22 protein-coding genes and 2 pseudogenes are annotated in these 25,991 nt (G+C 59.6%); 9 read left to right on the plus strand and 15 right to left on the minus strand.

From position 1 onward, the window contains the following. The first annotated feature begins 9 nt into the window (after window positions 1–9). Complete coding sequence (locus ACR52_RS25015; protein ID WP_048730536.1) at window positions 10–1,137, plus strand: acyl-CoA dehydrogenase; 1,128 nt, start codon at window positions 10–12, stop codon at window positions 1,135–1,137. A gap of 11 nt (window positions 1,138–1,148) precedes the next feature. Then, window positions 1,149–1,922: an enoyl-CoA hydratase gene (locus ACR52_RS25020; RefSeq protein ID WP_048730537.1), complete on the plus strand. Its 774-nt coding sequence runs from the start codon at window positions 1,149–1,151 to the stop codon at window positions 1,920–1,922. A gap of 152 nt (window positions 1,923–2,074) precedes the next feature. Here ACR52_RS25020 and ACR52_RS25025 read toward each other — a convergent pair whose 3' ends face one another. The 11 genes from ACR52_RS25025 to arnC all read right to left on the minus strand — a co-directional run bounded on the left by ACR52_RS25025 (window position 2,075) and on the right by arnC (window position 14,736). Beyond that, the gene (locus tag ACR52_RS25025) at window positions 2,075–3,226 is read right to left on the minus strand and encodes an acyl-CoA dehydrogenase family protein (protein ID WP_048730538.1); all 1,152 of its coding nucleotides are present in this window, start codon (window positions 3,224–3,226) and stop codon (window positions 2,075–2,077) included. 3 nt (window positions 3,227–3,229) lie between these two features. Further along, window positions 3,230–4,333, minus strand: coding sequence for an enoyl-CoA hydratase/isomerase family protein (locus ACR52_RS25030; RefSeq protein ID WP_048730539.1), 1,104 nt, complete (start codon window positions 4,331–4,333; stop codon window positions 3,230–3,232). 216 nt (window positions 4,334–4,549) lie between these two features. Beyond that, window positions 4,550–5,260, minus strand: a complete 711-nt coding sequence (locus tag ACR52_RS25035) for an HPP family protein (protein ID WP_048730540.1) — start codon at window positions 5,258–5,260, stop codon at window positions 4,550–4,552. A gap of 170 nt (window positions 5,261–5,430) precedes the next feature. After that, complete coding sequence (locus ACR52_RS25040) at window positions 5,431–7,053, minus strand: ArnT family glycosyltransferase (protein WP_048730541.1); 1,623 nt, start codon at window positions 7,051–7,053, stop codon at window positions 5,431–5,433. A gap of 3 nt (window positions 7,054–7,056) precedes the next feature. Beyond that, entirely contained in the window at window positions 7,057–8,436 is a 1,380-nt protein-coding gene (locus ACR52_RS25045; protein ID WP_048730542.1) for a UDP-glucose dehydrogenase family protein, read from the minus strand. After that, window positions 8,433–8,834: a 4-amino-4-deoxy-L-arabinose-phosphoundecaprenol flippase subunit ArnF gene (arnF, locus tag ACR52_RS25050; protein WP_048730543.1), complete on the minus strand. Its 402-nt coding sequence runs from the start codon at window positions 8,832–8,834 to the stop codon at window positions 8,433–8,435. The genes ACR52_RS25045 and arnF overlap by 4 nt, the downstream gene beginning before the upstream one ends. Further along, window positions 8,831–9,178 carry a 4-amino-4-deoxy-L-arabinose-phosphoundecaprenol flippase subunit ArnE gene (gene arnE / locus ACR52_RS25055; RefSeq protein ID WP_048730544.1) on the minus strand — a complete coding sequence of 116 codons (348 nt, stop codon included), beginning with the start codon at window positions 9,176–9,178 and terminating at the stop codon, window positions 8,831–8,833. Before arnE ends, arnF begins: the two co-directional genes overlap by 4 nt. After that, on the minus strand, window positions 9,175–10,830 hold the full coding sequence (gene arnT, locus ACR52_RS25060) for a lipid IV(A) 4-amino-4-deoxy-L-arabinosyltransferase (RefSeq protein ID WP_048730545.1): 1,656 nt from the start codon (window positions 10,828–10,830) through the stop codon (window positions 9,175–9,177). The genes arnE and arnT overlap by 4 nt, the downstream gene beginning before the upstream one ends. Beyond that, complete coding sequence (arnD, locus tag ACR52_RS25065; protein WP_048730546.1) at window positions 10,827–11,711, minus strand: 4-deoxy-4-formamido-L-arabinose-phosphoundecaprenol deformylase; 885 nt, start codon at window positions 11,709–11,711, stop codon at window positions 10,827–10,829. The genes arnT and arnD overlap by 4 nt, the downstream gene beginning before the upstream one ends. After that, on the minus strand, window positions 11,711–13,702 hold the full coding sequence (arnA, locus tag ACR52_RS25070; protein ID WP_048730547.1) for a bifunctional UDP-4-amino-4-deoxy-L-arabinose formyltransferase/UDP-glucuronic acid oxidase ArnA: 1,992 nt from the start codon (window positions 13,700–13,702) through the stop codon (window positions 11,711–11,713). Before arnA ends, arnD begins: the two co-directional genes overlap by 1 nt. Next, a complete protein-coding gene (gene arnC / locus ACR52_RS25075; RefSeq protein WP_048730548.1) occupies window positions 13,699–14,736 on the minus strand; it encodes an undecaprenyl-phosphate 4-deoxy-4-formamido-L-arabinose transferase in 1,038 nt (345 codons plus the stop codon). Before arnC ends, arnA begins: the two co-directional genes overlap by 4 nt. 493 nt (window positions 14,737–15,229) lie before the next feature. Here arnC and ACR52_RS25080 point away from each other — a divergent pair, with 493 nt between their 5' ends. Beyond that, on the plus strand, window positions 15,230–16,042 hold the full coding sequence (locus tag ACR52_RS25080) for a M949_RS01915 family surface polysaccharide biosynthesis protein (protein ID WP_048730549.1): 813 nt from the start codon (window positions 15,230–15,232) through the stop codon (window positions 16,040–16,042). Between the two features lie 108 nt (window positions 16,043–16,150). Further along, window positions 16,151–17,065, plus strand: coding sequence for a site-specific integrase (locus ACR52_RS25085; protein WP_048730550.1), 915 nt, complete (start codon window positions 16,151–16,153; stop codon window positions 17,063–17,065). 48 nt (window positions 17,066–17,113) lie between these two features. Here the strand turns inward: ACR52_RS25085 and ACR52_RS25090 are convergent, their stop codons facing one another. Beyond that, on the minus strand, window positions 17,114–17,971 hold the full coding sequence (locus ACR52_RS25090; RefSeq protein WP_048730551.1) for an SDR family oxidoreductase: 858 nt from the start codon (window positions 17,969–17,971) through the stop codon (window positions 17,114–17,116). 98 nt (window positions 17,972–18,069) lie between these two features. Continuing rightward, entirely contained in the window at window positions 18,070–19,278 is a 1,209-nt protein-coding gene (locus ACR52_RS25095; RefSeq protein WP_048730552.1) for a multidrug effflux MFS transporter, read from the minus strand. 204 nt (window positions 19,279–19,482) lie between these two features. On the opposite strand from ACR52_RS25095, the pseudogene ACR52_RS31890 reads away from it, so the two are divergent. Next, window positions 19,483–20,238: pseudogene (locus tag ACR52_RS31890) on the plus strand (MCP four helix bundle domain-containing protein); the annotation flags it as partial. 132 nt (window positions 20,239–20,370) lie between these two features. Continuing rightward, window positions 20,371–21,096, plus strand: a complete 726-nt coding sequence (locus ACR52_RS31895; RefSeq protein ID WP_408003354.1) for a methyl-accepting chemotaxis protein — start codon at window positions 20,371–20,373, stop codon at window positions 21,094–21,096. 91 nt (window positions 21,097–21,187) lie between these two features. On the opposite strand, the gene ACR52_RS25105 is transcribed toward ACR52_RS31895, so the two are convergent. Further along, window positions 21,188–21,715: a MepB family protein gene (locus tag ACR52_RS25105; RefSeq protein ID WP_048730650.1), complete on the minus strand. Its 528-nt coding sequence runs from the start codon at window positions 21,713–21,715 to the stop codon at window positions 21,188–21,190. Between the two features lie 1,369 nt (window positions 21,716–23,084). Between ACR52_RS25105 and crcB the strand changes: the two genes are divergently transcribed. The 3 genes and pseudogenes from crcB (at window position 23,085) to ppa (ending at window position 24,379) form a co-directional block, all read left to right on the plus strand. Continuing rightward, window positions 23,085–23,468, plus strand: a complete 384-nt coding sequence (crcB, locus tag ACR52_RS25110) for a fluoride efflux transporter CrcB (protein WP_048730554.1) — start codon at window positions 23,085–23,087, stop codon at window positions 23,466–23,468. 10 nt (window positions 23,469–23,478) lie between these two features. Next, window positions 23,479–23,832 (plus strand): DUF190 domain-containing protein, encoded by a 354-nt coding sequence (locus ACR52_RS25115; RefSeq protein WP_048730555.1) that lies wholly within the window; start codon window positions 23,479–23,481, stop codon window positions 23,830–23,832. Between the two features lie 2 nt (window positions 23,833–23,834). After that, a pseudogene (gene ppa, locus ACR52_RS25120) lies at window positions 23,835–24,379 on the plus strand (inorganic diphosphatase). A 13-nt stretch (window positions 24,380–24,392) separates the two neighbouring features. Here ppa and tnpC read toward each other — a convergent pair. Further along, window positions 24,393–25,919 (minus strand): IS66 family transposase, encoded by a 1,527-nt coding sequence (tnpC, locus tag ACR52_RS25125; RefSeq protein WP_048730556.1) that lies wholly within the window; start codon window positions 25,917–25,919, stop codon window positions 24,393–24,395. Between the last annotated feature and the right edge of the window lie 72 nt (window positions 25,920–25,991).

A 25,991-nucleotide genomic window follows, 5' to 3' on the forward strand; every position in this document is an offset into this window, starting at 1 on the left:
GGATTGAACATGCTGCCCAATGACGAACAATTGCAAATCAGCGAAGCGGCCCGACAATTTGCCCAGGAACGCCTGAAGCCGTTCGCCGCCGAGTGGGACCGCGAGCACCGCTTTCCCAAGGAAGCCATCGGTGAAATGGCCGAGTTGGGCTTTTTCGGCATGCTGGTGCCGGAACAGTGGGGCGGTTGCGACACCGGCTACCTGGCCTATGCCATGGCCCTGGAGGAGATCGCCGCCGGCGATGGCGCCTGCTCGACCATCATGAGCGTGCACAACTCGGTGGGTTGCGTGCCGATCCTCAAGTTTGGCAACGACCAACAGAAAGAGCAGTTCCTCAAGCCTCTGGCCAGCGGCGCGATGCTCGGTGCCTTTGCCCTCACCGAACCGCAGGCCGGTTCCGATGCCAGCAGCCTGAAAACCCGCGCGCGCCTTGAAGGCGACCATTACGTGCTGAACGGCTGCAAGCAGTTCATCACGTCCGGGCAGAACGCCGGGGTCGTGATTGTGTTTGCCGTGACCGACCCCGCAGCCGGCAAGCGAGGGATCAGCGCATTCATTGTGCCGACGGATTCGCCGGGCTACACGGTGGCGCGGGTTGAGGACAAGCTCGGCCAGCATGCTTCGGACACCTGCCAGATCCTGTTTGAAGACGTGAAAGTGCCGGTGGCCAACCGTTTGGGCGAGGAGGGCGAAGGCTACAAGATCGCCCTGGCCAACCTCGAAGGTGGCCGTGTGGGCATCGCCTCGCAATCGGTAGGCATGGCCCGCGCCGCATTTGAAGCCGCGCGTGACTATGCGCGCGAGCGCGAAAGCTTCGGCAAAGCGCTGATCGAACACCAGGCCGTGGCCTTCCGCCTGGCCGACATGGCCACGCAAATCGCTGTCGCCCGGCAAATGGTGCATTACGCCGCCGCCCTGCGTGACAGCGGCAAGCCAGCCTTGGTCGAGGCCTCGATGGCCAAGTTATTTGCTTCGGAGATGGCCGAGAAAGTCTGCTCGGCCGCCTTGCAAACCTTGGGCGGTTACGGTTACCTGAGCGACTTCCCCTTGGAGCGGATCTACCGCGATGTGCGGGTCTGCCAGATTTACGAAGGCACCAGCGATATTCAACGCATGGTCATCTCACGCAATCTTTAAGGAGCCGATACATGAGTTACGAAACCATTTTGCTCGACGTTCAAGGCCGCGTTGGGCTGATTACCCTTAATCGTCCGCAAGCCCTGAATGCCTTGAATGCACAACTGGTCAGCGAGCTGAACCAGGCGCTGGATGGCCTGGAAGCCAACCCGCAAATCGGCTGCATCGTACTGACGGGCTCGAAAAAAGCCTTCGCTGCCGGCGCTGATATCAAGGAAATGGCCGAGCTGACGTACCCGCAGATCTACTTGGACGACCTGTTCAGTGACAGTGACCGCGTGGCCAACCGCCGCAAGCCGATCATTGCTGCGGTCAACGGGTTTGCGTTGGGCGGCGGCTGCGAGCTGGCATTGATGTGCGACTTCATCCTGGCCGGCGACACCGCCAAGTTCGGCCAGCCGGAAATAAACCTCGGCGTGCTGCCGGGCATGGGCGGCACCCAGCGCCTGACCCGTGCGGTGGGCAAGGCCAAGGCCATGGAAATGTGCCTGACCGGGCGCTTCATCGATGCCGTGGAAGCGGAGCGTTGCGGGATCGTCGCGCGTATCGTACCAGCGGATGAACTGCTGGAAGAAGCGCTGAAAGTCGCCACGCTGATTGCCGGCAAGTCGGTGCCGATCAGCATGATGGTCAAGGAAAGTGTGAACCGTGCGTTTGAAGTGAGCCTGTCGGAAGGCGTGCGTTTTGAGCGCCGGGTATTCCATGCGGCGTTTGCCACGCTGGATCAGAAAGAAGGCATGGCGGCATTCGTGGCCAAGCGCGCGCCTGAATTCAAAGACCAATAACCCTGCTTCGGGGGCGTTTACTCGATCGTCGATCGTTCCCACGCTCCGCGTGGGAATGCATCCTGTGACGCTCCGCGTCACGCCTTTAAGAGCGGACGCAGAGCGTCCAGAGCGGCGTTCCCACGCCGAGCGTGGGAACGATCAGTCTTCTATTACAGCTGGTAGTTCTTCAGCTCCCTGGCAATCACCATCCGCTGAATCTCGCTGGTCCCTTCGTAAATCTGCGTGATCCGCGCATCCCGGTAGTAGCGCTCCACCGGGTAATCCTCCAGGTACCCATACCCGCCATGAATCTGCATCGCCGAGGAGCAGACCTTTTCGGCCATTTCCGAGGCGAACAGCTTGGCCTGGGACGCTTCCGACAGGCATGGCTTACCGGCGCTGCGCAGGCGTGCGGCGTGCAGGATCAGCAACCGCGCGGCATTCAGCCTGGTTTGCATGTCGGCCAACAGGTTGGCCACGCTCTGGTGCTCGATGATTGCCTTGTCGAATTGTACCCGGTCACGGGCATAGGCCAGCGCGGCTTCAAACGCGGCGCGGGCGATACCGAGGGCCTGGGCGGCAATGCCGATACGGCCGCCTTCGAGGTTCGACAGCGCAATCGCCAGCCCTTTGCCGCGCTCACCCAACAGGTTGGCCTCGGGCACGGTGCATTGGTTGAGCGTGACGGCGCAGGTGTCCGACGCGCGAATGCCCATTTTGTGTTCGGTGCGATCCACCACAAACCCTGGGGTGTCGGTAGGCACCAGGAACGCTGAGATACCCTTCTTGCCCAACTCAGGGTCGGTCACCGCAAACACAATCGCCAGTTTGGCTCGCTTGCCGTTGCTGACAAACTGCTTGGCGCCATTGATTACCCACTGGCCATCACGCAGTTCGGCGCGGGTGCGCAGGTTGTGGGCTTCGGAGCCGGCCTGGGGTTCGGTCAGGCAGAAGCAACCAATCGCTTGGCCGCTGGCAAGGTCCGCGAGCCAGGTTTGTTTCTGTTCGAGTGAGCCGTAGTTGAGGATCGGCCCGCAACCCACTGAATTATGGATACTCATCAGCGCGCCCGTGGCGCCATCACCGGCGGAAATCTCTTCCACCGCCAAGGCGTACGCGACGTAATCGACGTAGGTGCCGCCCCATTCTTCCGGGACCACCATGCCTAGCAGGCCCAGTTCACCCATCTTCGCGACGAGGGCGTCGTCAATCCAGCCGGCTTTTTCCCAGGCCTGGGCGTGGGGGGCGATTTCGCCACGGGCGAAGTCACGCGCCATGTCACGAATCATCACTTGTTCTTCTGTGTATTCAATATCTTGCATGGCTTAGTTCGTAACCTGGGTGAAGTTGTGGAAGAAGCTCTCGACATGGGTGGCGTCCAGCCCATGGAGCGTCGGCGGGTTCCAGCGCGGGGCCTTGTCCTTGTCGATGATCAGGGCGCGGACGCCTTCGATCAGGTCGCCACGCTTGAACCACTGACGGTCCAGGTGCAGTTCCAGGGCAAAGCATTGTTCCAGCGGCAGGCGCCGACCACGACGGAGCATTTCCAGGGTCACGCCCATGGCCAGGGGCGAGCGGGTTTGCATCAGGTGGGCAGTATTCATGGCCCATTGATGGCTGTCAGCCACCGTGACTTCTTGCAGTTGCTCGACCATGCTTGGCACGTCCGGCAAGGCGAAAAAGTGGTCGATGGCCGGGCGCAAGGCCTCCAGCGGGGCGTCGGGCAGTTGTTGCACGGCGAGCTTGGCCAGCACGCCTTGCAGGTCCTTGAGCGGGGAGTCCTGCCAGGCCAGGCGATCGAGCTTCTGGTCCAGGTCTGCCAGCTTGGCACTGTCCAGGTACCAGTCCGCCAGCCCGCAATACAGCGCGTCAGCGGCACGGATCTGCACGCCGGTGACGCCCAGGTAGATGCCCAGTTCCCCCGGAATGCGCGGCAGGAAATAGCTGCCGCCCACGTCAGGGAAGTAGCCGATAGCCACTTCCGGCATCGCCAGACGGCTGCGCTCGGTGACCACGCGCAAATCCGCGCCTTGCACCAGGCCCATGCCGCCGCCCAGGACAAACCCGTCCATCAATGCCAACACTGGTTTGCGGTAATGGTGGATGGCCAGATCGAGGGCGTATTCCTCGACGAAGAAATCCTCGTGCAGCGTGTCACCGTTCTTGAAGCTGTCGTAGAGGGAACGGATATCGCCGCCGGCGCAGAAGGCTTTTTCACCCGCCCCGCGCAGGACCACCGCGTAAACCTGTGGGTCATCGGCCCAGGCCTGCAAATGACGGGTCAGGCTGCGGACCATGTCCAGCGTGATGGCATTCAAGCCGGCGGGGCGATTGAGGGTGAGGTGGCCAATATGGTTGCGGACGTCGGCCAATACTTCGTCCTGAAGATTGTCGGCCTGGCTTGCCTCGGATGAAACCTGAGCAGTCATCTGTAACTCCCTGCTTTTATTGTTCTTTATCAAGATGTTCGCGGGCGAACCTTCTCGTGATCGTACCAGTGCAAATTTGCCCAGTACAACCCGGAATCATGCAGGTCGTTTTTGCATTTATGCAGAAGTGCGGATCAGGCCAAAAGCGATTTGTACAACCCTAGCTGGCTCTCGAGTCATCGCCAGTCAGCCACCGCACCATTGGTCGCGAACGCTCTACGCCACGCGACTCGCCAGCACTTGCCCAATACTGCGGCGCCGTGCGTGGCCTTCGGCGGTGTGGATCAAGTGCTCCAGCTCAGAGGGCTCGATGTCGTAGAATTGCTCCATGTCGGCCAGGGCCAGTTTCAGATCGACGGCGGTGATGGCGGGGTCCTGCGCCGCATTGGCGTCAGGGAAGAGCAACGGCGGGGATTCAACGGCGCCCTTGGGATACCGCGTGCGGGTGACATTGTTGTAGGCCAGCGCGCACACCAGCAAGGCACCTGCGCCAAGCATCACCGCTGGCAGTTCCTGCCAACCCAGCGCGACGGAGGCGGGATCGGCCAGCACCAAGGTCATGGCCAGGCCTCCGGCCGGCGGATGCAGGCAACGCAGCCAGCAGATCAGGATAACCGTCATGCCCGCCGCCATGCAGGCACTGCCCAGGGTGCGCCCCAGCACCCGCGCGACCAACAGCGCAACCACCGCCGCGCACAGGTAGCTGCCGATGATCGACCACGGCTGGGCCAGCGCGCCGGATGACACCGCAAACAGCAGCACGGCGGAAGCCCCCAGCGGACCCAGCAAGTGCAGGGCGACCTCCATGCCAAACACTTGGGCGCACAGCCACACACTGAGCAGAGTGCCCAAGGCCATGCCGATGGCGGCGCGACTCCATTCGGCGGGACGGGTATTGATGGCAGCGGGTAACCAGCGAGCGAGCATTGAAAATCGGTCCATAAACAGCGGGCGAAAAAAAAGGCTTGCCTGGTTTCCCTGAGAAGCCCTTTGAAAGTTCCAACATTTGGGGGAGGAACACTGCGCAGTGTGCCGCCCCTGATCCAGGGGCGCCAATGCATATTAATGAAGGTTGAGTGCAAAAATAATGGAGTGAGTCAGGGTTGCACGGTTTTGCCCAAGTGCAGCAGTACGTAGGGATTCTTGTCGAACTCACCGGTGAACGTTGGGGTGATAGCGCTGAATCTAGGGTCCTTCAAACCTTCGAAGTCTGCTTCGCTCATCACCACCCACGCCGGCCCCTGCAAGGGCGCGAGGTCGGCGGGCAGCTGGGTAAACAGCGGCACCCGGTCGCAATCGAGGTTGACCATGAACTTGATGGCTTTCGCATCCTTGCCCAAGGCGTGCAATACCACGGGAGCGGGTTCCTGCTTGATGTGAGCCTGGACGTTCAAGCTGAATGTGCGGGTGTCATAGAGGCTGCGCTCCAGCGGCTCGACCACCACGATGTAAGTCGTCCATAGCGCCAGCACCGCTGCCAACGCCGGGCCTGCCGGGCGTAGCCGTGATTTGAACAATGCCAGCAGCGCGAGGACCTGGAGCACGCCAAGTATCCCGAAGATCAACTGAAGGCTGCCCAGTTGCTCTGGGTAACGCCGCCGCGCCACTATCAGCCCGATCGCCAACAGCGCCGGTAACAACGTCCAGACACCCAGCATCAAGCCACGCAGCCAGGCAAACATTCGCCCTTGTGCCACCTGGAACGGATACGCCGCAATAATCGCCGCCATGGGCAACATCGGCAGCACATAGCGGGCTTTTTTCGCCTGGGGAACCGACAGGCCGAGCATCACCAGCAAACCCGCCGCTGCGCAATACAGCACCAGCTTCAACGCCGGGTCCGGCGCGCGACGTCCGCCCAGCGCCACCGCCAGCAGCACCAGCAGGGCCACCGGGTAGGCCAGGGCGTAATTGCCCAGGGAACTGGTGAAGTAATACAACACACTGCTGGAGCCTTCGCTGCCATCCATGCGCCCGAGGAACTGCATGCGGATCACGTCCTGCATGAAGTCTTCGCCACCACTGAGCTTGGCCAGCAGCAACAGCAGCCCCACACACGCCCCGAGCAACGCCAGGGCCAACAGGCCGAAGCTGAACAGCTGGCGCCATTGCCGGTTGATCAAGTAATAGCTGCACAACACACCGGTTGGAATCACCAGGCCGATCGGCCCGCGAATCGCAAAGCCGACAATCAGCAACAGGTACACCCAGTGCAGGCGTTTGCCGGCGCCAAAGTGATCATGGGCGTAACCGAGGTAAAACACCGCGAGGGCGACTGCCGCGAGCATCTGGTCCAGCGACACCGCGCGGGTTTCGCTGATAAACGTGCTGCTGAGCAGCAACATTGCCACGCTCAACAGGCCCCAGCGCGGGGAATAGGGCGCCGTCAGGCGGTACACCAGCGTGACGATCAGCGCCGACGCGATCGAGGTCGGCAGCCAGGCGGTAAAACTGGTGACCTGGCCCAGGGGCAAGGACAGCAGCCAGGTCATCAGCGTCGAGGTCGCCAGGTAATCCGCATAGGGCTGCCCGTACGTCGTGGGGAAAAAGCCTGGCCCGTGGCGCAGCATCTCCTGGGCAAACACCACGAAGCGCGAGTCAAAGCCGATAATTGCCTGGTGCCAGTTGCCGGCGATAAACAGCAGCAACGCCAACAGCCCCAATCCGAGGGACTGTCGGCGAATCGTTGCTGTGAGCAGAGGCGGTTGCGCTTTGTTCACGTCTCAGGCTTCCACAACCTGCGGTACCCATTGCTGCTGGGGTATCGGCAACTGGCAGGAGTCGCCACGGCCCATTGGGTAGTACTGGAAGCCTTTGCGCGCCAGGCGTTCGCCGTCGTAGAGGTTGCGGCCGTCGAAGATCACCGGGTTTTTCAGGCGCTGGTGGATCAGGTCGAAGTCCGGCGCCTTGAACTGTTGCCACTCGGTGCAGACGATCAGCGCGTCGGCGCCACTCAAGGTGGACTCCGGCGTACCCATCAGCATCAGCCGGGATTCGTCGGCGTAAATCCGCTGGGTTTCCTGCATGGCTTCCGGGTCAAACGCGCGCACGTCGGCGCCGGCGGCCCACAGGGCTTCCATCAGTACGCGGCTGGGGGCGTCGCGCATGTCATCGGTATTGGGCTTGAAGGCCAGGCCCCACAGGGCGAAGGTCTTGCCGCGCAGGTTGCCCTGGAAGAATGCGTTGACTCGTTCGAACAGCTTGCTCTTCTGGCGCTGGTTGATCGCTTCAACGGCCTCCAGCAGGTCGCTGGAGCAGTTGGCCTGCTTGGCGCTGTGGATCAGGGCACGCATGTCCTTGGGGAAACACGAACCGCCGTAACCGCAGCCGGGGTAGATAAAGTGGTAGCCGATCCGCGAGTCGGCACCAATCCCCAGGCGCACTGCTTCGATGTCCGCACCCAGGTGTTCGGCCAGCTCGGCGATCTGGTTGATAAAGCTGATCTTGGTAGCCAGCATGCAGTTGGCGGCGTACTTGGTCAGCTCTGCGCTGCGCAGGTCCATGAAGATGATGCGGTCGTGGTTGCGGTTGAACGGCGCGTAGAGGTCGCGCATCACGTCACGCACTTCTTCGCGTTCGCAGCCGATGATGATGCGGTCCGGGCGGCGGCAGTCGGCAACCGCCGAACCTTCCTTGAGGAATTCCGGGTTGGAGACGATATCGAACTCCAGGTGCCGGCCAGCCAGGTGCAGGGCCTTTTCGATGTGCGCGCGCAGGGTGTCACCGGTGCCGACGGGCACGGTGGATTTTTCCACCAGGATCGCCGGTTCGACCCGATGGCGGGCCACCGCATCGCCCACCGACAGCACGTATTTCAGGTCGGCCGAGCCGTCTTCATCCGACGGCGTGCCCACGGCGATGAACAGCACTTCGCCGTGTTCGACAGCGAGCTTTTCATCAAAGGTGAAATGCAGTCGCCCGCTTTCCAGGTTCTCCTTGACCATCGCGGCCAATCCCGGCTCGAAGATGCTCACATGGCCCTGCTGCAGCAGCTTGACCTTGTTTTGATCAACGTCCATGCAGATGACATCGTGACCGACTTCGGCTAATACGGTGGCCTGTACCAGACCGACGTAACCACTACCAAATACACTGATTTTCATGGGGCATTCCTGGGACTTGTAGCGCTAGCACGACGAGAGTTGATGACCAGCACACCGAGGATGACCAAGGCCACCCCCAGGGTTTTTGAAAGCGAAAAGTGTTCGTTGAAGACCGGCAGGCTGGCCGCCAGCAGGTACACCAGCGCATAGCTGATGCTCAGCAGCGAGTACGCACGACCCAGCGGCAGGTGTTTGAGCGCGCCGAGCCAGCAGAGCATCGACAGTGCGTAGGCGAAGATCGCCAGGATCACCACGCCCAACGCGCCGAGATCGATTTGCACACTGAGCCATTCGTTGGGCAGCGGCAGGCGCGTCATGCTCCAGCGCATGCCCAACTGGGCGGCACTGACCAGGCCGACGCTGCCCATGGCCAGGGTAAACCCGCGTACCCGGCTCATACCTGGCGCCCCAGCAGCACGACACCGGCAATCACCAGCACCACGCCCAGCCAATGGCGGCTGTCGATGTGTTCCTTGAACACAAAGCGCGCCATCAGCGTGACCAGCACAAAGTTAAGACTGAGCATCGGATAGGCAATCCCGACTTCCAGGCGCTGCAACACCAGCAGCCACACCAGGAGGCCGAAGCCCAGGCACAGCAGCGCCGCCCATAGCCACGGTGAGCGCAGTTTCAGCGCCAGGCCGCTTGGCTGGTCGCGCCAGCTTTCCACGGCGAACTTTTGCGAGACCTGGCCCATGCAGGTGAGCAGGCAGGCAGCCAATAGCAGGATCAGGGTGATCATGGCGCGGCCTGCGGGAAGATCAGGATTACGATATTGCCTTGCTCATAACGCTGGCCGTCCTGGGGCAGCAGGTTCACTTCCGCGACCTCGTCGTCACCCTTGACCCGCATCACCACGCCGACCGGGCCGTGCTTACGCGCCTCGCTCATCCATTGCTGGACCTGCGGCATGTCGACCTTGCGCGCGGTAGCATCGGGGTAGGCGAGGCCGTATTTCACTTCGCCAACGGTGTTGTAGAGGGTCACGTCGGGCCGTTGCAGGCGCCACGCGAGGGCCGATGCCGCACCGAGGTCATTGCTCAGCAAGGCGGTCGCGGGTTTGAGTTCCTGCAGGTGATCGATGATGAATTGATCGGGGGTCTTGTTGTAGACCACCGAGTGCGGCAAGGCAGCAGGCACCATCGCCACCAGCAACCAACTGCCGATCGCGGGCGCAGCCCACAGCTGCAACGGTCGGGCAGCCTGCAGCAGGTTGACGATGATCCAGCCGAGCAGGAAGTTGAATACCAGCAGCAGGCTGACGATTTCGTGGCCGTGCTCGTACACCGGTTTTTTCAGTTGGAGCCAGGTCAGCGCGAGCAATGCTACGACACCCAGGATCAGGTTCAGCCAGCCATTGATTCGCAGTGCACGGCCACGACCCTCGGCCAGTTTGTCGGCCAGGGCATGGCCCATCAGCAAGGCCAGCGGCAACAGGCAAGGCATGATGTAGGACGGCAGCTTGCCCTTGGCCAGGCTGAAGAACGCCAGGGGCATCAGCAACCACAACAGCAGGAAGCCGATGTGCGGCGTGCGTTTTGCCAGCCACGCCTGTTTGAACGTCGAGGGCAGCAGCGCCACCCACGGCAGGCTGAACGCAACCAGCAGCGGCAGGTAGTACCAGAACGGCTCGGCGTGCTGGGCGTCGTCACCGGCAAAGCGCTGGATATGCTCGTGCCAGAAGAAGAAGTTCCAGTAATCCGGTTCCTGCAGGTGCACAGCGAGTGCCCACGGCAGGCTGACGATAATCGCCACGGCCACGGCAACCAGGCCGTAACCGAGCAGTTCACGCAAACGCTTCTGCCAGATCGCGTAGGGTAGGGCGATCAAAACCGGCAGCAACCACGCCAGAAAACCCTTGGTCATGAAGCCCATGCCGCAGGCAAGCCCCAGCAATGCCCACGACCACAAACGGCCGCTGCGGGTGACGCTGTCGAAGCAGAACCACAGGGCCACGCCGGTCAGGTTGACCCAGAAGGTGAACTGCGGGTCCAGATTGGCGTAACCGCCCAGCGCCGCGACGCTGACAAAGCTCATGTACAGCACGGTACTGATCAGGCTTTTTTGCCGGTCATTCCACAACCGGCGCGACACGGCGTACACCAGCAGGATGCTCAAGCCAGTGCTCAAGGCTGACGCTGCGCGCACACCGAACAGATTCTGCCCGAAGATCGCCTGGCCGAGCGCGATCATCCAGTAGCCAGCGGCGGGTTTTTCGAAATAACGGATGCCCATGAAGTGCGGCGAGGCCCACTTGCCGGTCAGCAGCATTTCCTGGCTGATTTGCGCATAGCGGGTTTCATCCGGAATCCACAGGCCATGGGTGGCCAGCGGCAACAGATAAAACAGGCCGAACGCCAACAGGAGCAGGGGCAATGCCCAACGGCGGATCATGCCTGCTGCACTCCGAGCCAACCCTCACGGCCGCTTAGGGCGCCGCGCACCAGGTGTTGCTGGGGCAGGGTGGCCAGGTCCGCCGGCAACAAGTCGCCCAGCGGAGTGAATTCAATGCCGCGCTGCCCTGCCTGGGCGAGCAACTGGCGGAAATCATTGGCCATCAGAATCCCTTCGACTTCTGCGTGGATCGTGTAGACGTTGAGCTTCGACGCCGCGAAGCGGTCGAGGATGTACCCGTTGAAATCCTTGGCGGCCACCACCGGCCCGACGACTTCGTCGAAGGTCGGCAGGTCGACCGGAATCTGTGGGGTGCCCGCGCTGCCATCGGCCAGTGTCGGCCTGAACAGGCTGGTGCCCCGACAATCGCTGTTGTAGCGAAAGTTGAAACCTTGCTTGGCTTGCACCACGCGCTCATCGGCGCGCCAACCGGCGGCCGCGGAACAGTCGATGCGCTCACCGAGGATGTCGCTCAACGTGTCGACGCCAAGGCGAACCTGTTCGATCAGCTGTGCTTCGCTCCAGCGCCCTGTGTTGGCCTGCCAGCCATGGTGATCCCATGCGTGCAAACCGACTTCATGCCCGGCGGCCTTGGCCTGGCGCATCAAGTGCCCCAGGTCGCGGCCGATCGGCTTGCCCGGCCAGGCGGTCCCGGCCAGCAGGATGTCCCAGCCATACAGGCCGGCAGCATTGGAACGCAGCATCTTCCACAGGAACTGCGGGCGGATCAGGCGCCACAAGTGGCGCCCCATGTTGTCCGGCCCGACACTGAAGAAGAACGTCGCTTTCACCGAGGCGTCATCCAGGGACTCGAGCAACCGGGGCACACCTTCACGGGTGCCTCGGTAGGTGTCGACGTCGATGCGAAGGCCTGCTTTCATTACTTCTTGTCCGCGATTTCGAGCATTGCTTCACGCAAGAAGAAATCCAGGGTGTTGCCGATGGTCTCGCTCATCTCCACGGTTGGCTCCCAGTTCAGCAGGCGCTTGGCGTTTTCGATGCTTGGCTTGCGGTGCGCCACGTCCTGGTAACCGGTACCGTAGAACGCCTTGCTTTCCACGTCGCGGAAACCGGCGAACGGAGGGAAGTTGCCGCGCAGCGGGTGCGCTTCGAACTGACGCAGCAGCTCTTCGCCCAACTGGCGGATGCTCGCTTCGTTTTCCGGGTTGCCAATGTTGATGATCTGGCCGTTGCAGGCATCGTTGTCGTTATCAATGATGCGCGCCAGGGCTTCGATGCCATCGGCGATATCGGTGAAGCAGCGTTTCTGCTCACCACCGTCGAACAGGCGGATAGGTGTGCCTTCCACCAGGTTGAGGATCAGCTGGGTGATCGCACGGGAGCTGCCGATACGCGCCGAATCCAGGCGATCGAGGCGTGGGCCCATCCAGTTGAAGGGACGGAACAGGGTGAAGTTCAGTCCTTTGGCGCCGTAGGCCCAGATCACGCGGTCCAGCAGTTGCTTGGAGACCGAGTAGATCCAGCGTTGCTTGTTGACCGGGCCGACCACCAGGTTGGAGGTGTCTTCATCGAAGTACTGGTCCTGGCACATGCCATAGACTTCGGAAGTCGACGGGAAGATCACGCGCTTGTTGTACTTGACGCAGTAGCGCACCAGCTTGAGGTTTTCTTCGAAGTCCAGCTCGAACACGCGCAGCGGGTTGCGGGTGTATTCGATCGGCGTGGCGATGGCCACCAGCGGCAGGACCACGTCGCACTTCTTGATGTGGTACTCGATCCACTCGGTGTGAATGCTGATATCGCCTTCCACATAATGGAAGTTGGGGTGGCTGCGCAGGCGCTCGATGGCGTCGGAGCCGATGTCCAGGCCGTAGACTTCGTAACGGTCGTCACGCAGCAGGCGCTCGGACAGATGGTTACCGATAAAGCCGTTCACGCCGAGGATCAGCACGCGGGTACGGCGTGGCTTGCGGCCCGACTCGGCGCCGCGCAGGACGGAACCGTCCACCAGGCCCAGCTCATTGGCCAGGGACGGGCCGGCCAGGTACAGGCCGTTATCGTTGCGCTGACCGAACTTGACCACCAGGGAGTCTTCACCGCAGGCAATGCGCAGCGGGTTGACGCTGATGACACGGCCCGGCGCCAGGCCTTCGTTGCCTTTGACGACTTCGGCCTGCCACACGATCAGTTTGTGCTCGCCCACGGCGCAGAAAGCGCCCGGGTACGGCTGAGTGACAGCGCGAACCAGGTTGAACAGCTCTTCAGCCGGTTTTTTCCAGTCCAGCTTGCCGTCAGCGGCGGTGCGGCGACCGAAGTAAGTGGCCTGGCTTTCGTCCTGGGCGGTTTCGCTCAGTTTGCCTTGGGCCAGTTGCGGCAGCGCGTCGCGCAGCAGGCTGCTGGCGGCGTCACGCAGTTTTGCGTGCAAGGTCAGGCCGGTGTCGTCGCGCTCGATGGCGACTTTTTGCTGGGCGAGGATCGCGCCGGCATCGGCACGTTTGACCATGCGGTGCAGGGTCACGCCGGTTTCGGTTTCGCCCTTGACCAGCACCCAGTTGGCTGGAGCGCGGCCACGGTATTTGGGCAGCAGCGAGCCATGCAGGTTGAACGCGCCCTGGCTGGCGGTGGCCAGCAGGGCTTCGCTCAGCAGGTTGCGGTAGTAGAAGGAGAAGATGAACGCCGGGTTCAGCTTGGCAATGCGCTCAATCCAAAGCGGGTGGTTGGCATCTTCCGGCGCATGCACAGGTATCCCGTTGCGGGCACAGAGTTGCGCGACGGAGCCGTAGAAATTGTTTTCCTTGGGGTCATCGGCATGGGTGAACACGGCAGCAATGTCGTAACCGGCAGTCAGCAGGGCTTCGATGCCTGCACAGCCAATATCGTGGTAAGCGAAGACAACGGCTTTTGAATTCATGACGAAACCTGATCGGAAGGAGAAGTAGTGGTGGTATGGGAGGACACCAGGCCGTCAACGACGACCACCGGTGCCGGTGCTGCCGGTTGGTTGCGCAGCACTTTTTCAATAAAGAAGCGTGGGCGGGCGCGTACATCGCTGTACATGCGGCCCAGGTATTCACCCAAAAGGCCCATGCCGATGAACTGGCCGCCGGTGAACACGAACAGCACCGCGAACAGCACGAACATGCCGTCGCCGGCCCAGTCAGCACCGAAGGCGAGGCGCAGGACGATCAAGGCCACGGCGAACAGCATGCCCAGCGCCGCGAGGCTGAAGCCAACGATGGAGAGCAGGCGCAGCGGGGTGGTGGTCATGCAGGTCAGCAGGTCGAACATCAGGCTGATCAGGCGCATGGCGCTGTATTTCGATTCGCCGTGTTCACGCTCGGCGTGGTGCACGAGGATTTCCGTGGTGTGACGGGCAAAGCCGTTGGCCAGGATCGGGATAAACGTGCTGCGTTCGCGGCAGGCGAGCATGGCGTCGACGATGGTGCGGCGATAGGCGCGCAGCATGCAGCCGTAGTCGGTCATGGCCACGCCGGTGGAGCGCTGCACGGCCAGGTTGATCAGGCGCGAAGGCCAGCGACGAAAGGCCGAGTCCTGGCGATTGTTACGCACGGTGGCGACCACGTCGTAACCGAGGGCGGCCTGTTCGACCAGGCGCGGGATTTCTTCGGGCGGGTTCTGCAGGTCGGCGTCGAGGGTAATCACCACTTCGCCCTGGCACTGCTCGAAACCGGCCATGATCGCCGCATGTTGGCCATAGTTGCGGTTGAGGATTACCGCCACCACGTTGCTGCCATCTTCAGCAGCGGCGTCTTCCAACAGTTGGGCCGAGTTGTCGCGACTACCGTCATCCACCAGGATGATTTCGTATTCGTAGGCCAGTTGCTTGCAGGCTGCGGTGGTGCGACGCAGCAATTCAGGCAGGCTCTCTTGTTCGTTGAAGACCGGAATAACAATCGACACGCAATGAATAGGGTAGGGTTTCAAAGATTCATGACCTCGGGGTTAGAGCAACTTGGCGCGTTAAAACAGCAGCAATCAGTGGGCGAAAGTGCAGGCAACTGATCAAAAAGCAGGGGTGTGCGTGGTGTTCATTCGACATTCCTGAAGGCTGGCCGCGTGTTCTTCCTGATGAACTGGAGTAAAGACGAAAATGCGCAAAGATCAAACCTAATCAATAACTTAGTTCGCAGAGCGCGCTGCGTGCTCAAGTCCATGGGCGCAAGATTAAGCGTAAATATGTTGAACGAATATGAAAGCCGGATGAAAAACTCGTTTATTTGACAGGTAGACAGCTAGGGTTCAGCTAATCAACTAAGGGGCTGAACGGTACGGAGAGTCGGCTAAGTAGGAGCGGGCTGACAGGTCATGGGTTCAACTGGGCGAGAAAAGCCTGCCGCCGCTGAATGTATTCAACAATCTTCTCTGCACCGCCCCTCAAGTGCCGGTAAAGTAAGCCATCTCTTGCCAGGGTACTCGGATGAATAGCGTGCAGCTTTTGCGTGGCCAGTTGCGGCCCGTTTTGATGGGGTTGTTGATGACCGTCGCGTGTGTCACGACCGTCAGGGCCGATAACGGGGTGGCACTCACTCCGGTGACTCAGGTGCCGGAGGGCGTTGAGGTACGCGGCAAGCAGGTCGCTGCGTATACCTGGGACGACAAACAGGGCAAGAACCTGCTGGTACTCGCCGAGCAACTCAGCGAGCGCGAGGATGACGGCACGCAGTCGGCATTTGTCTACGCGGCCCAGTACCTGATCGACGGCGACCGCCCCAAGCGCGTATGGATGCTCTACGACGACGTGCAGCATTGTGAATTCGACGCGGCGTTGCGCTTCGACATGACGGCCACCAAGGTCACCGACCTTTCCGGCGACGGCCTTACCCAGGCCACTGTGGGTTACTCGCGCACCTGTACCAGCGATGTCAGCCCCAATGAATTCAAGCTGATCATGCATGCTGGCAAGTCGCAGAAGTACCGCCTGCGTGGTGTAGACCGCGTGGGTGCCAGCTGGTGGGACGAGGAGGCCGGTGCATTGCGCGGCATGCCGTTGCCCAAGGATTGCAGCGTGGCCGGGCAGCAGGCGCTGGTCAGCCAGTACAAGGAGCAGGGCACCGAGTTGCCATTGCCGGGTTGCTATGGCGATGAGAAGGATTTTGCCAAGGCACCGGAGGCTTACCTGACGTTTATGCGCCAGCACTGGTTTGCGCTGATGCAGAAGCAGGACGCTGAATGGAGCCAATCCCTCGCTCAGCCTCAAGAACCTACCGAGGATGAAGAAACAGCCCCGTGATTTTGTGCACGGGCCGGTCCTGCGTTAGACTCGGCCCTCGCCAATTCACTAAATATATCGAATAAACAACGGTTTGCTCGATGTATTTAATCCAAAGGCTGATCTACCTTGACTGAGTCTATCCGCAACCCGCTGACCCTCTACCTCACCCGCCTGGCACCCTCCAGCCAGCTGACCATGCGCTACGTGCTGCAGGATGCCGCCGACCGCCTGGGCTTCGAGGACATCAACCTCGAAGACATCGACTGGCACCTGTTGCAACCCGAACACGTGATCGCGCTGGTCGCCGCCTTGCGTGAGGACGGCTACGCGCCCAACACCTCATCACTGTATGTCAACGCCGTGCGCGGGGTGATGAACGAAGCCTGGCGCATGAGCCTGATCAGCCAGGAACATCTGCTGAAAATGCGCACGGTCAAGGCTTCGCCCGGCACACGCCTGAGCCAGGGCCGTAACCTGCGCCGCACGTTGATTCGCGAAATGATGGAGGTCTGCGCCGCCGACCCGCGCCCTCAGGGCCTGCGCGATGCGGCGGTGATCGGCATCCTCTACGGTTCGGGTATGCGCAAGTCGGAGTCGGTCAACCTCGACCTGGCGCAGGTCAACGTTGCCGAGCGCAGCTTGCGGGTGATCGGCAAGGGCAACAAGGAACTGGTCAAGTACGCGCCTGAATGGGCGTTTGCCAAGTTGCAGGCCTGGCTGGCCTTTCGTCGTGAGCAACTCAAGGAAGGCGAGCAGGACGATACGTTTCTGTTCAACCGCATACGCCGGGGCAGCCATATCACCCGCGAGCGCATCACTAAACATGCGATTTACTACATCGCCCGGCAGCGCGGTGAGCAGGTCGGGGTGAAGATCATGCCCCATGATTTCCGCCGGTCTTTCATCACGCGGGTGATCGAGGAGCACGACTTGTCGATCGCGCAGAAACTGGCGCACCACACCAATATCCAGACCACCGCCAGCTATGACGTGCGTGACGACAATGAGCGGCGGCGGGCGGTGGATCGGTTTGATTTGTAGACGGTCAGCACGATTTTGCTGATGGGAGGGGCATGCTCCCACAAGGCGTTAGAGGATGGGTTTGCCGCCCGTGACGGCATACCGCGAACCGGAGATGTAGCTGGCTTCATCCGAGGCCAGCAGTACATAAATCGGCGCGACTTCCACCGGCTGGCCAGGGCGCCCCAGCGGGGTCTCGCTGCCGAAACTCTTCACGTCGTCATCGGTCATGGTCGCCACAATCAACGGTGTCCAGATCGGCCCCGGCGCGACGCTGTTGACCCGAATGCCCTTGCTACCGAGCAACTGCGCCAGGCCACCGGTAAAGTTGGCAATCGCGCCTTTGGTGGCTGCATAGGCCAGCAGCGTCGGCTTGGGCATGTCGGAGTTGACCGAGCTGGTGTTGATGATTGAACTGCCGGCTTTCATGTGCGGCAGCGCGGCCTTGCACAGGCGAAACATCGCGGTGATGTTGATATCGAAGGTTTTCACCCACTCTTCATCCTCGATCTCTTCAAGGGTTTCGTGGGTCATTTGGAACGCGGCGTTGTTCACCAATACATCGATACGGCCGAACTGCTCAACGGTGTTGTCGACCAGTGCCTGGCAGTGGTCTTTTTGCGCGATATCGCCCGGCAACAAAAGGCACTGGCGGCCGGCTTCTTCGACCCAGCGTGCGGTTTCCGTGGCGTCTTCGTGCTCATCCAGATAGGCGATCGCGACGTCGGCGCCTTCACGGGCAAAGGCGATTGCCACGGCACGGCCAATGCCGCTGTCGGCGCCAGTGATTAGCGCAATCTTGTTGGCTAACCGGCCGGAGCCCTTGTAGCTCTGCTCGCCGCAGTCGGGGTACGGCTCCATTTTCGTCTGGGAGCCGGGCACAGTTTGGGCTTGAGGGGCGAAGGGCGGGCGAGGGTAGTCAGTCATTTCAATCTCCATAGTTCTCAAGGGGTGCTATGGGATTAGTAGTTTTGCGCCCGGCGATAGTTGTAATGGATGCCGGGCGGCTCCGACGAATGGACAGGTCAGGAGGAGGGCGGGGCGCTTGCCAAGTGCGCAGGCAGGCGGCGCAATGTCCACAGGGTGGTAAGCATCGCAGCGACAGCACACAGTGCGATGCCGATCAACATGGGCGCCGGCGTGTGGTCGGCGAACACACCGACCAGAGTCATGGACGCGGCGGCGGTGATCATTTGAATGGCCCCCAGCAACGCAGACGCAGAACCGGCCACCGCCCCATGATCCTCCAGTGACAATACACCGGCTGCCGGCAGCAGAAGCCCCAGAAAACCGAAACCGATAAACAGTAGCGTCATCATCAAGGGCAGGTTGTCGACCCACAACGTGGTGACGGCAAGCAGTGTCATAACAGCGGCGACGGCCGTCACCGACCAGCGAATCAGCGGCGCCAGCCCAAAGCGAGCACTCAGGCGCGCCGTCAGCTGGCTCATGGCGAAAAACGACGCGGCGTTCAGCGCAAAACACAGGCTGAATTGCGTAGGCGTCAGGCCGAAATACTCGATGTATACGAACGGTGCGCTGCCGATAAACACAAAGAACGTGGCCAGGCCGAAACCGCAGACCACCGACAAACCGATAAATACCGGGTCACGCAACAAGGCGCCGTAGCTGCTGAACGCTTTGCCCAGGGTCTTGCCCATCCGGCGCTCGGCGGGATGGGTTTCCGGCAGTTGCACGATGGTCATTACCAGGCACAGCACGGCAACGACGGCCAGTACAGCGAACACTTCGCGCCAACTCCAAATGGCGATCACCAGGCTACCGGCCAGCGGCGCGAGGATCGGCGAGACACTCATCACCAGCATCAACAGGGCCATCAGGCGTGCGGCTTCATGGCCGGTGTACAGGTCGCGCACGATCGCGCGGGGAACCACCATCCCGGCGCATGCGCCAAACGCCTGCACGGCACGAAAGCCAATCAGCACTTCGATGGTCGGCGCCAACGCGCAGCCGATGCTGCCAATGGCAAAGATCACCAACCCGGCGTAGATCGGCGGCTTGCGCCCGAACACGTCGCTGATCGGACCGTAGAACAGTTGGCACACCCCGATGATCATGAAGAACACCGTCAGGCTCATCTGTACCGCCGCCGGCGAGGCATGCAGGCTGGCGCCCAGGGTCGGCAGGGCTGGCAGGTAGATGTCGATCGCGAACGGGCCGACGGCGGTGATCAACCCCAACAGCAAGGCAAGGTGGGCGATACGTTTAGACATGACAGTTCCGGGTGAAGCAAAGGCCGGTCAGCTTAAAGAAGCGTGTCCACGCAAACAAGGCGGCGTAGCGCTTTGAGATAAACCGCGCAGCTGCGCAAACTTAAGCTTCAATAACGGAGAGGCGATGCCGATAAAGTTGGTAGCGACAAGACAATCAAGCCGTTGGGTTGCCAACCGGCTCTCCAGGCCACGGGGAAAACCAGCATGACGATCAAATTACGCCTGATGCTATTGATTGCGACCGGGTTGCTCACCGCGTTGATCATGAGCCTGGCCAGTTACGTGGGAAATACCCGGATGGGCGACGCCGTGCAGGACAACGAGGTCAGCATGACCGCACTGCGCAACCACATGGAAGCCGACATGATGCACGACGCCCTGCGCGCCGACGTATTGTCGGCCATGTTGGTGGGGCTGGGTAAAAGCACCAGCACCAAGGCCGAGGTCAACACCTCACTGCAGGAGCATGCCGAACACTTTCGCCAGGTGCTGGCGGACAATCTCAAACTGCCCCTGGACGAAACCCTCAGGGCCAGCCTGGAGAAAATCAAACCGAGCCTGGATACCTACATAAGCGCCGCCGAGCGCATCGTCACGCTGGCGCTGGACAATCCAGACGCCGCCAGCAAGGAACTGGAGACCTTCAACACGGCCTTCAGCCAGCTGGAAGTTCAACTGTCGACCTTGAGCGAGTTGATTGAAGGCAATACCGAACAAACCAGCACCGGTATGCGGCAGACCATCAGCAACGCCAATTTCACGCTGGGCGCGGTGTTGATTGCCAGCCTCCTGCTGCTCCTGGCGCAGGGGCGCTGGGTCACGCTGAGTATCATGGGGCCATTACAGGCCGCCAGCCGTATTGCCGACAGTATCGCCCATGGCAACTTGAGCGAGCCGATCGCCGAGCCCAAGCGCAAGGACGAAGCCAGCGCCTTGATCCGCAGCCTCGCCACCATGCAGCGGGACTTGCGCGGCATGATTGAAGTGGTGCGCAGCAACGCCCACGGCGTCAATGGTATGAGCGAGCAACTGAGCCACGGTTGCCATGAAGTGGCGGGCAGCAGTCAACAGCAAAGCGCGGCGGCCAGTACCATGGCGGCGGCCGCGAGTGAAATGACCGCAAGCATTGAGGAAATCACTCGGCATGCCGGGCGCGCCTTGAACATGGCCAACCAGGCGGAGGCCTTGGCCAAGGATGGTGGACGGGTGATTCACCAAGTGGTCAGTGATATGGATGGCATTGCCCGGTCAGCGCAGCAATCGGCCCAAGTAATCCGCACACTGGACAAGGACTCCGAGGCGATATTCAGCATTGTCCAGGTGATCAAGGGGATCGCTGACCAAACCAACCTGCTGGCCTTGAACGCCGCCATCGAAGCCGCGCGCGCCGGTGAACAAGGACGTGGTTTTGCCGTGGTCGCCGATGAAGTGCGCAGCCTCGCCGGCCGTACCAGCGCGTCGACACAGGAAATTGCCAGCATGGTAGGACGCATCCAGCAGAGCACACGTGAGGCAGTAACCAGCATGGAGGAGGGCGTCGCTCAAGTGGACAAGGGCATGGCCGTGACCGCCGATGTTGAACGTGCCATTCGCGAAATTCTGCAGGCCACCCTGAATACCACAGAGTTGGTGAACGATATCTCCCGCACCATCAGCGAGCAGAGCCTGGCCAGCAATGAAATCGCGCACCAGGTGGAGATGATTGCGGGCATGTCGGAAAACAATAGCCGCGTGATCGCAAAGACGGCATCGACGACGGATGAGTTGTCTTTGTTGGCAGGGGAGCTTTCACAGTCGGTGGGCCGCTTTCGGCTTTGAGATATAACCTATTGATATAGCTCAACTAAATGACTATTTAGTTGAGCTATAACTAACAGTCATATGAGAAGGACTGGAACAGGGCATTCACTCACTTTCGCGAGCACTTGAACAGCGATTTTATGTGCTGCAGCGAAGTCTGGTCAGAGGGTTCAACTGTCACGAAATACTGGAGTTGCCACTGCTGAGTCTGCAATGCTTGCTTGGCAATAGGCCGGCTCCAGGGTGGATACACACGCAAAGCACGCTTGCCACCGACGCCATTTATGGACATCACGCCATGGGACAGCAACGTTGCACGGTCAAACACAAACTGACCACTTTGTTCGGTGCCAGCCGCGTGGATCAAAACGAAGTCGATATTATCGTTGCTATCAAGCGGAGCAATCACACTCGTTGCACAGGGTCGTTTCCACAGCGTCACGAACTGACCAATCTTGGTCGGCGTAGTTTTGGCTACACGAAAAACGATCTGGCGAGTACCCAGCATGAATCGACAACCGCCATACTCGCGAGCCTCAACGTCAGTTGAAATATCTTCCGAGCATTTCAAATCAGCCGGCAGATAAACCGCATCAATCGCAGCAAACAAACAACTCGGTACGACTGACGTGCCCATAGATGGGTGAACCTTGATGGATTGGATTGCAGCCGCTGCGAGTGTAGCGAGAGGCCGTGTGTATTGCAGCGAACACATGATGCAGATTCCACAGGGGATGGATACGTTTGAAACCTTGAAATCTGACCTCCACTGGCCCTGACCTCCAAACACCATAGTTCGCATAATGTATATTATGTTAAATTATGTACCATGTTAGAAGAGAAGAGCAAGAGCAGCAAAAGCTTGCGACTGCGTAAATGCTGCGCCAATCGCGGTTTACGTGGAAAGCCCCTTGCTATTCCCCTCAAACCTTTGATTCCCGAGGGCTGGAGCGAAGCCAGCATGCCAATGCGACAGGTTTTTTAACGAAATCAGTGGAAAAATCTGTTAGATGAAAATCCGTAAGCTACTGATTAATAACAATATCTACTAATTAATCTCAAATAGAATAGCTCCCTGGCCCAAGGAGAAATTAAAGTACTCGGAAGCAATTTTTGGTCTGGAACACGAAGTAATCGTTAGAACTAACGCGTTTTACACAAGACCAACAACTTGCTTCCAGGCTTTCGGCTGCACATCCTGCGCTGATGTCGTAGCTCACACCGCACCAACTTTTTCCTTCAGCGCTCATACAGATTCGTTTCTTTCCTTCCTCTCAAACTCGAGACCAATCTTTTACTTCCTAGACACACCCAGCTTCCGATAATTACTAACACATGGAAAGACCTTAGACTTTATCAGGTTTTCTCATAATCAACGTCCGACCCCTTCAAGACTTAGAGTGCATGAGAGAATGCCTGTGATGGTCCAGAACGTGTGCTTCGGAATGCATGGCCGGACTCCGCATCAGTTCTTTCCTTACTGAAAGCTCATACGCGTTCTTTCTCATTGCTTCCATATTTAATACCGCATTGAACAATTACTTCCGCACCCAGTATCACGCGGAAATCGTAATCGAAATATTTGACAGATAATAAATACCTAAATCCGTGGAACCTCCACAGGTTCGGGGTTTACTTGCCTGTGAACAGCTTGTTCGATGATCTTGTAATTCCTACACTGTATGTCCCATCAGGTCATGGTAACTAAGATATGGATCTGACACGAAAATCTCTGCACTACCCTTCGCTGGTGTTGAGGGGCGTCTCATGATGGTGAGAGCTACGGGCTACATATGAAGCATGGATAGGTGATCTCCCCTTTGGGACTCGTGACGATCATTTGCCGGCGACATCGAGAATCCTCAGTCCGTCAGCAGCACCTTCAACACGTGCGAAAATCGTGTAAGAACAGCCATTTACTCCCTTGCTGAGGGCTGACGACTGCCCTCCTCCTTAGGCCCAATTTCCGCCTTTGAGGATTGTCGGAAATTGCTATGGATGCAGCCATGCTGAAATCACTATTTGTTATCGCCACCGGTGCATCACTTGGTGCTTGGTTGCGCTGGCTCCTGGGCATGAAGCTCAACGCACTCTTCCCGACAATTCCCCCAGGCACTGTGGTGGCGAACATGGTCGGGGGGTACATCGTCGGCCTAGCCATCGCGTTCTTGGCCGCATCTCCCTCCTTAAGCCCCGAATGGCGCCTGCTAATCATCACGGGTTTTTGTGGGGGACTTACCACCTTTTCCACCTTTTCAGCCGAAACAGTTGCCCTAATCCAAGAAGGGAGATTGCTGTGGGCGCTCGGCTCAATTTCATTGCACGTCGCAGGTTCGTTAGCGATGACCGCTGCCGGACTACTGTCCTACCAAATGATTGGTACTCGCTGAGGAGATTAAAATGAAAGGTTATATGGTCGTTTTCTTCACCCAACAAAACCGTCGTTATCAAGGAAAGATGCTTGGCGAATGGATCGTCGACGTAGCTAAGGAAATGGGGCTGCGCGGTGCCACGCTATGTACTGGAATCGAAGGTTTTGGACACACTGGAAAACTACACTCATCGCACTTTTTTGAGCTGGCTGATCAACCCACGGAGATTCGCTTGGCAATCACGGAGGATGAGGCAGAGCGGTTATTCAAGCGACTGGACTGTGAGGAGATATCGGTGTTTTTCACCAAGACGCCAATCGAGATGGGCACACTTGGAAAAACGCCTTCCAGCGCAGCCCCTTCCAAAGCTTCGGAGCTATGAACATGAGCTATACGGACATTCCAGCTGGTAACGCGATCCCCGATGACTTTTTCACCGTTATCGAGATTCCTGCAAACCACTCTCCGATCAAATACGAAGTGGACAAGCCAAGTGGGCAGCTCTTCGTCGACCGCTTCCTCAGCACACCAATGTTCTATCCGGCCAACTACGGGTTTATTCCGAACACGCTAAGCGATGATGGCGATCCACTGGACGTACTGGTGGTCTGCCCCTATCCGGTCTCTCCTGGCGTTGTCATTCGCAGTCGTCCGGTTGGCGTGATGTACATGACAGACGAAGCAGGCGCCGATGCCAAAGTCATCGCTGTTCCTCATGACAAACTCAGCTCAATGTACAGCGATATCAAGGAGTGCGAAGACCTTCCCGCACTTCTGCTTGCGCAGATCCAGCATTTCTTGAGAACTACAAGGCGTTGGAGCCGGGTAAGTGGGTGAAGATGGGGCGCTGGGGTAGCGCAGATGAGGCTAGGGAAGAAATCCGCAGGTCAGTAGCAGCCTACGTTCCAAAAAGCCTAGTTTCTCACTAGAAAATCTGGACTGTTAGATGTGACCCCACTTATGCGGGAGTAGCTCAATAATCTCACTAGCCCGCTGTGTCGGCAGGCGGGTGAGGACGTCCTTCAAATAAGCATATGGATCATGCCCGTTGAGGCGCGCCGACTGGATCAAACTCATGATCGCCGCCGCACGTTTGCCGCTACGTAACGAGCCAGCGAACAGCCAGTTCGAGCGCCCAAGAGCCCACGGCCGGATTTGATTCTCGCACCAGTTGTTATCGATGGGCACAGCACCGTCATCGAGATAGCGCGTCAGCGCTATCCAGCGTTTGAGGCTGTAATCCAACGCCTTGGCGATGGCCGATCCCTCAGGCACAAGCTGCCTCTGGGCGATCATCCAGGTATGAAGTGCGTCGATGATCGGCGCTGCTTTTTCCTGCCGTATTCGCTGCCGGACACCCGGCTCCAGCTCGCGTGCCTCTCGTTCAACTTCGTACAAGGCCGCGATGTAGTGCAGCGCTTTTTCGGCGATCTGGCTCTTGTTGGTCGCGTGCAAGTCGAAGAACTTTCGGCGTGCATGGGCCATGCAGCCGATCTCCGTGACGCCCAGTTCAAAGCCTGCCTTATAGCCAGCGAAGTCATCGCAGACCAGCTTTCCGTTCCAGTGGCCGAGGAAGTTTCGAGCATGTTCGCCAGCACGGCTCGGGCTGAAGTCGTAAACGACCGCCGCCAGATCGGAGAACTGACTGGTGGCGTAAGCCCAAACATAAGCGCGATGAGTTTTTTTCGCGCCAGGCGTCAGCATTTGTACTGGCGTTTCGTCGGCGTGGACGACGCCGTGCGTCAGCACGGCTTCGCGCAGTGCATCAACCAGCGGCTGTAATTGCACGCCGCAGTTGCCCACCCATTGCGCCAAGGTCGAGCGAGCAATAGGCAGTCCAGCGCGGCCGAAGATTTTCTCCTGCCGATACAGCGGCAGATGATCGGCAAACTTGGCCACCATGACGTGGGCCAGCAGGCCCGCTGTCGGCATGCCTTTGTCGATGACGTGCGCCGGTACCGGCGCCTGGATCAGCGTTTCGCACTGTTCGCAGGCCCACTTTCCACGGATGTGGCGCTCGACGGTGAACACGCCTGGCGTGTAGTCGAGCTTTTCGCTGGAATCTTCGCCAATGCGCTTGAGGGCGCAGCCGCACTGGCAGTGGCTGTTGTCCGGTTCGTGATGGATCAGCGTGCGAGGAAACTGCGGTGGTAGCGGTGCGCGCTTGGGTTGCTGGCGCACTTTGGCTTCGACAGGTGCCGGTTGCAGCGCCTCAAGTTCGGCTTCGATAGCGGCGATATCCGTATCGATCAAGTCGTCGAGCAGGCTGGCTTGATTCGGGCTTAACTGCTCGCTGCGCTTGGCAAACTTGAAGCGTTTGAGCAGCGCGATCTCGTGGGCCAGTTTCTCGTTGACCGACTTGTGATGAGTGATTTGCTTGTCCATCGTCTCGACGCGCTGGATCAACTGCGCCGCCAAGGCACGCAGTTCTTCAGGGTTTAATTGATCGAGATTCGGATGCGAAGTCATGCCGCCGATTTTGCCAGAGAGGGCAAGTAGCGGCGATAGACTAATGGGCCAATTGCGCTGGCAAGCGCGCCA

Origin of the sequence: Pseudomonas fildesensis (assembly GCF_001050345.1) — a bacterium.
Taxonomy (GTDB): Bacteria; Pseudomonadota; Gammaproteobacteria; order Pseudomonadales; family Pseudomonadaceae; genus Aquipseudomonas; species Aquipseudomonas fildesensis.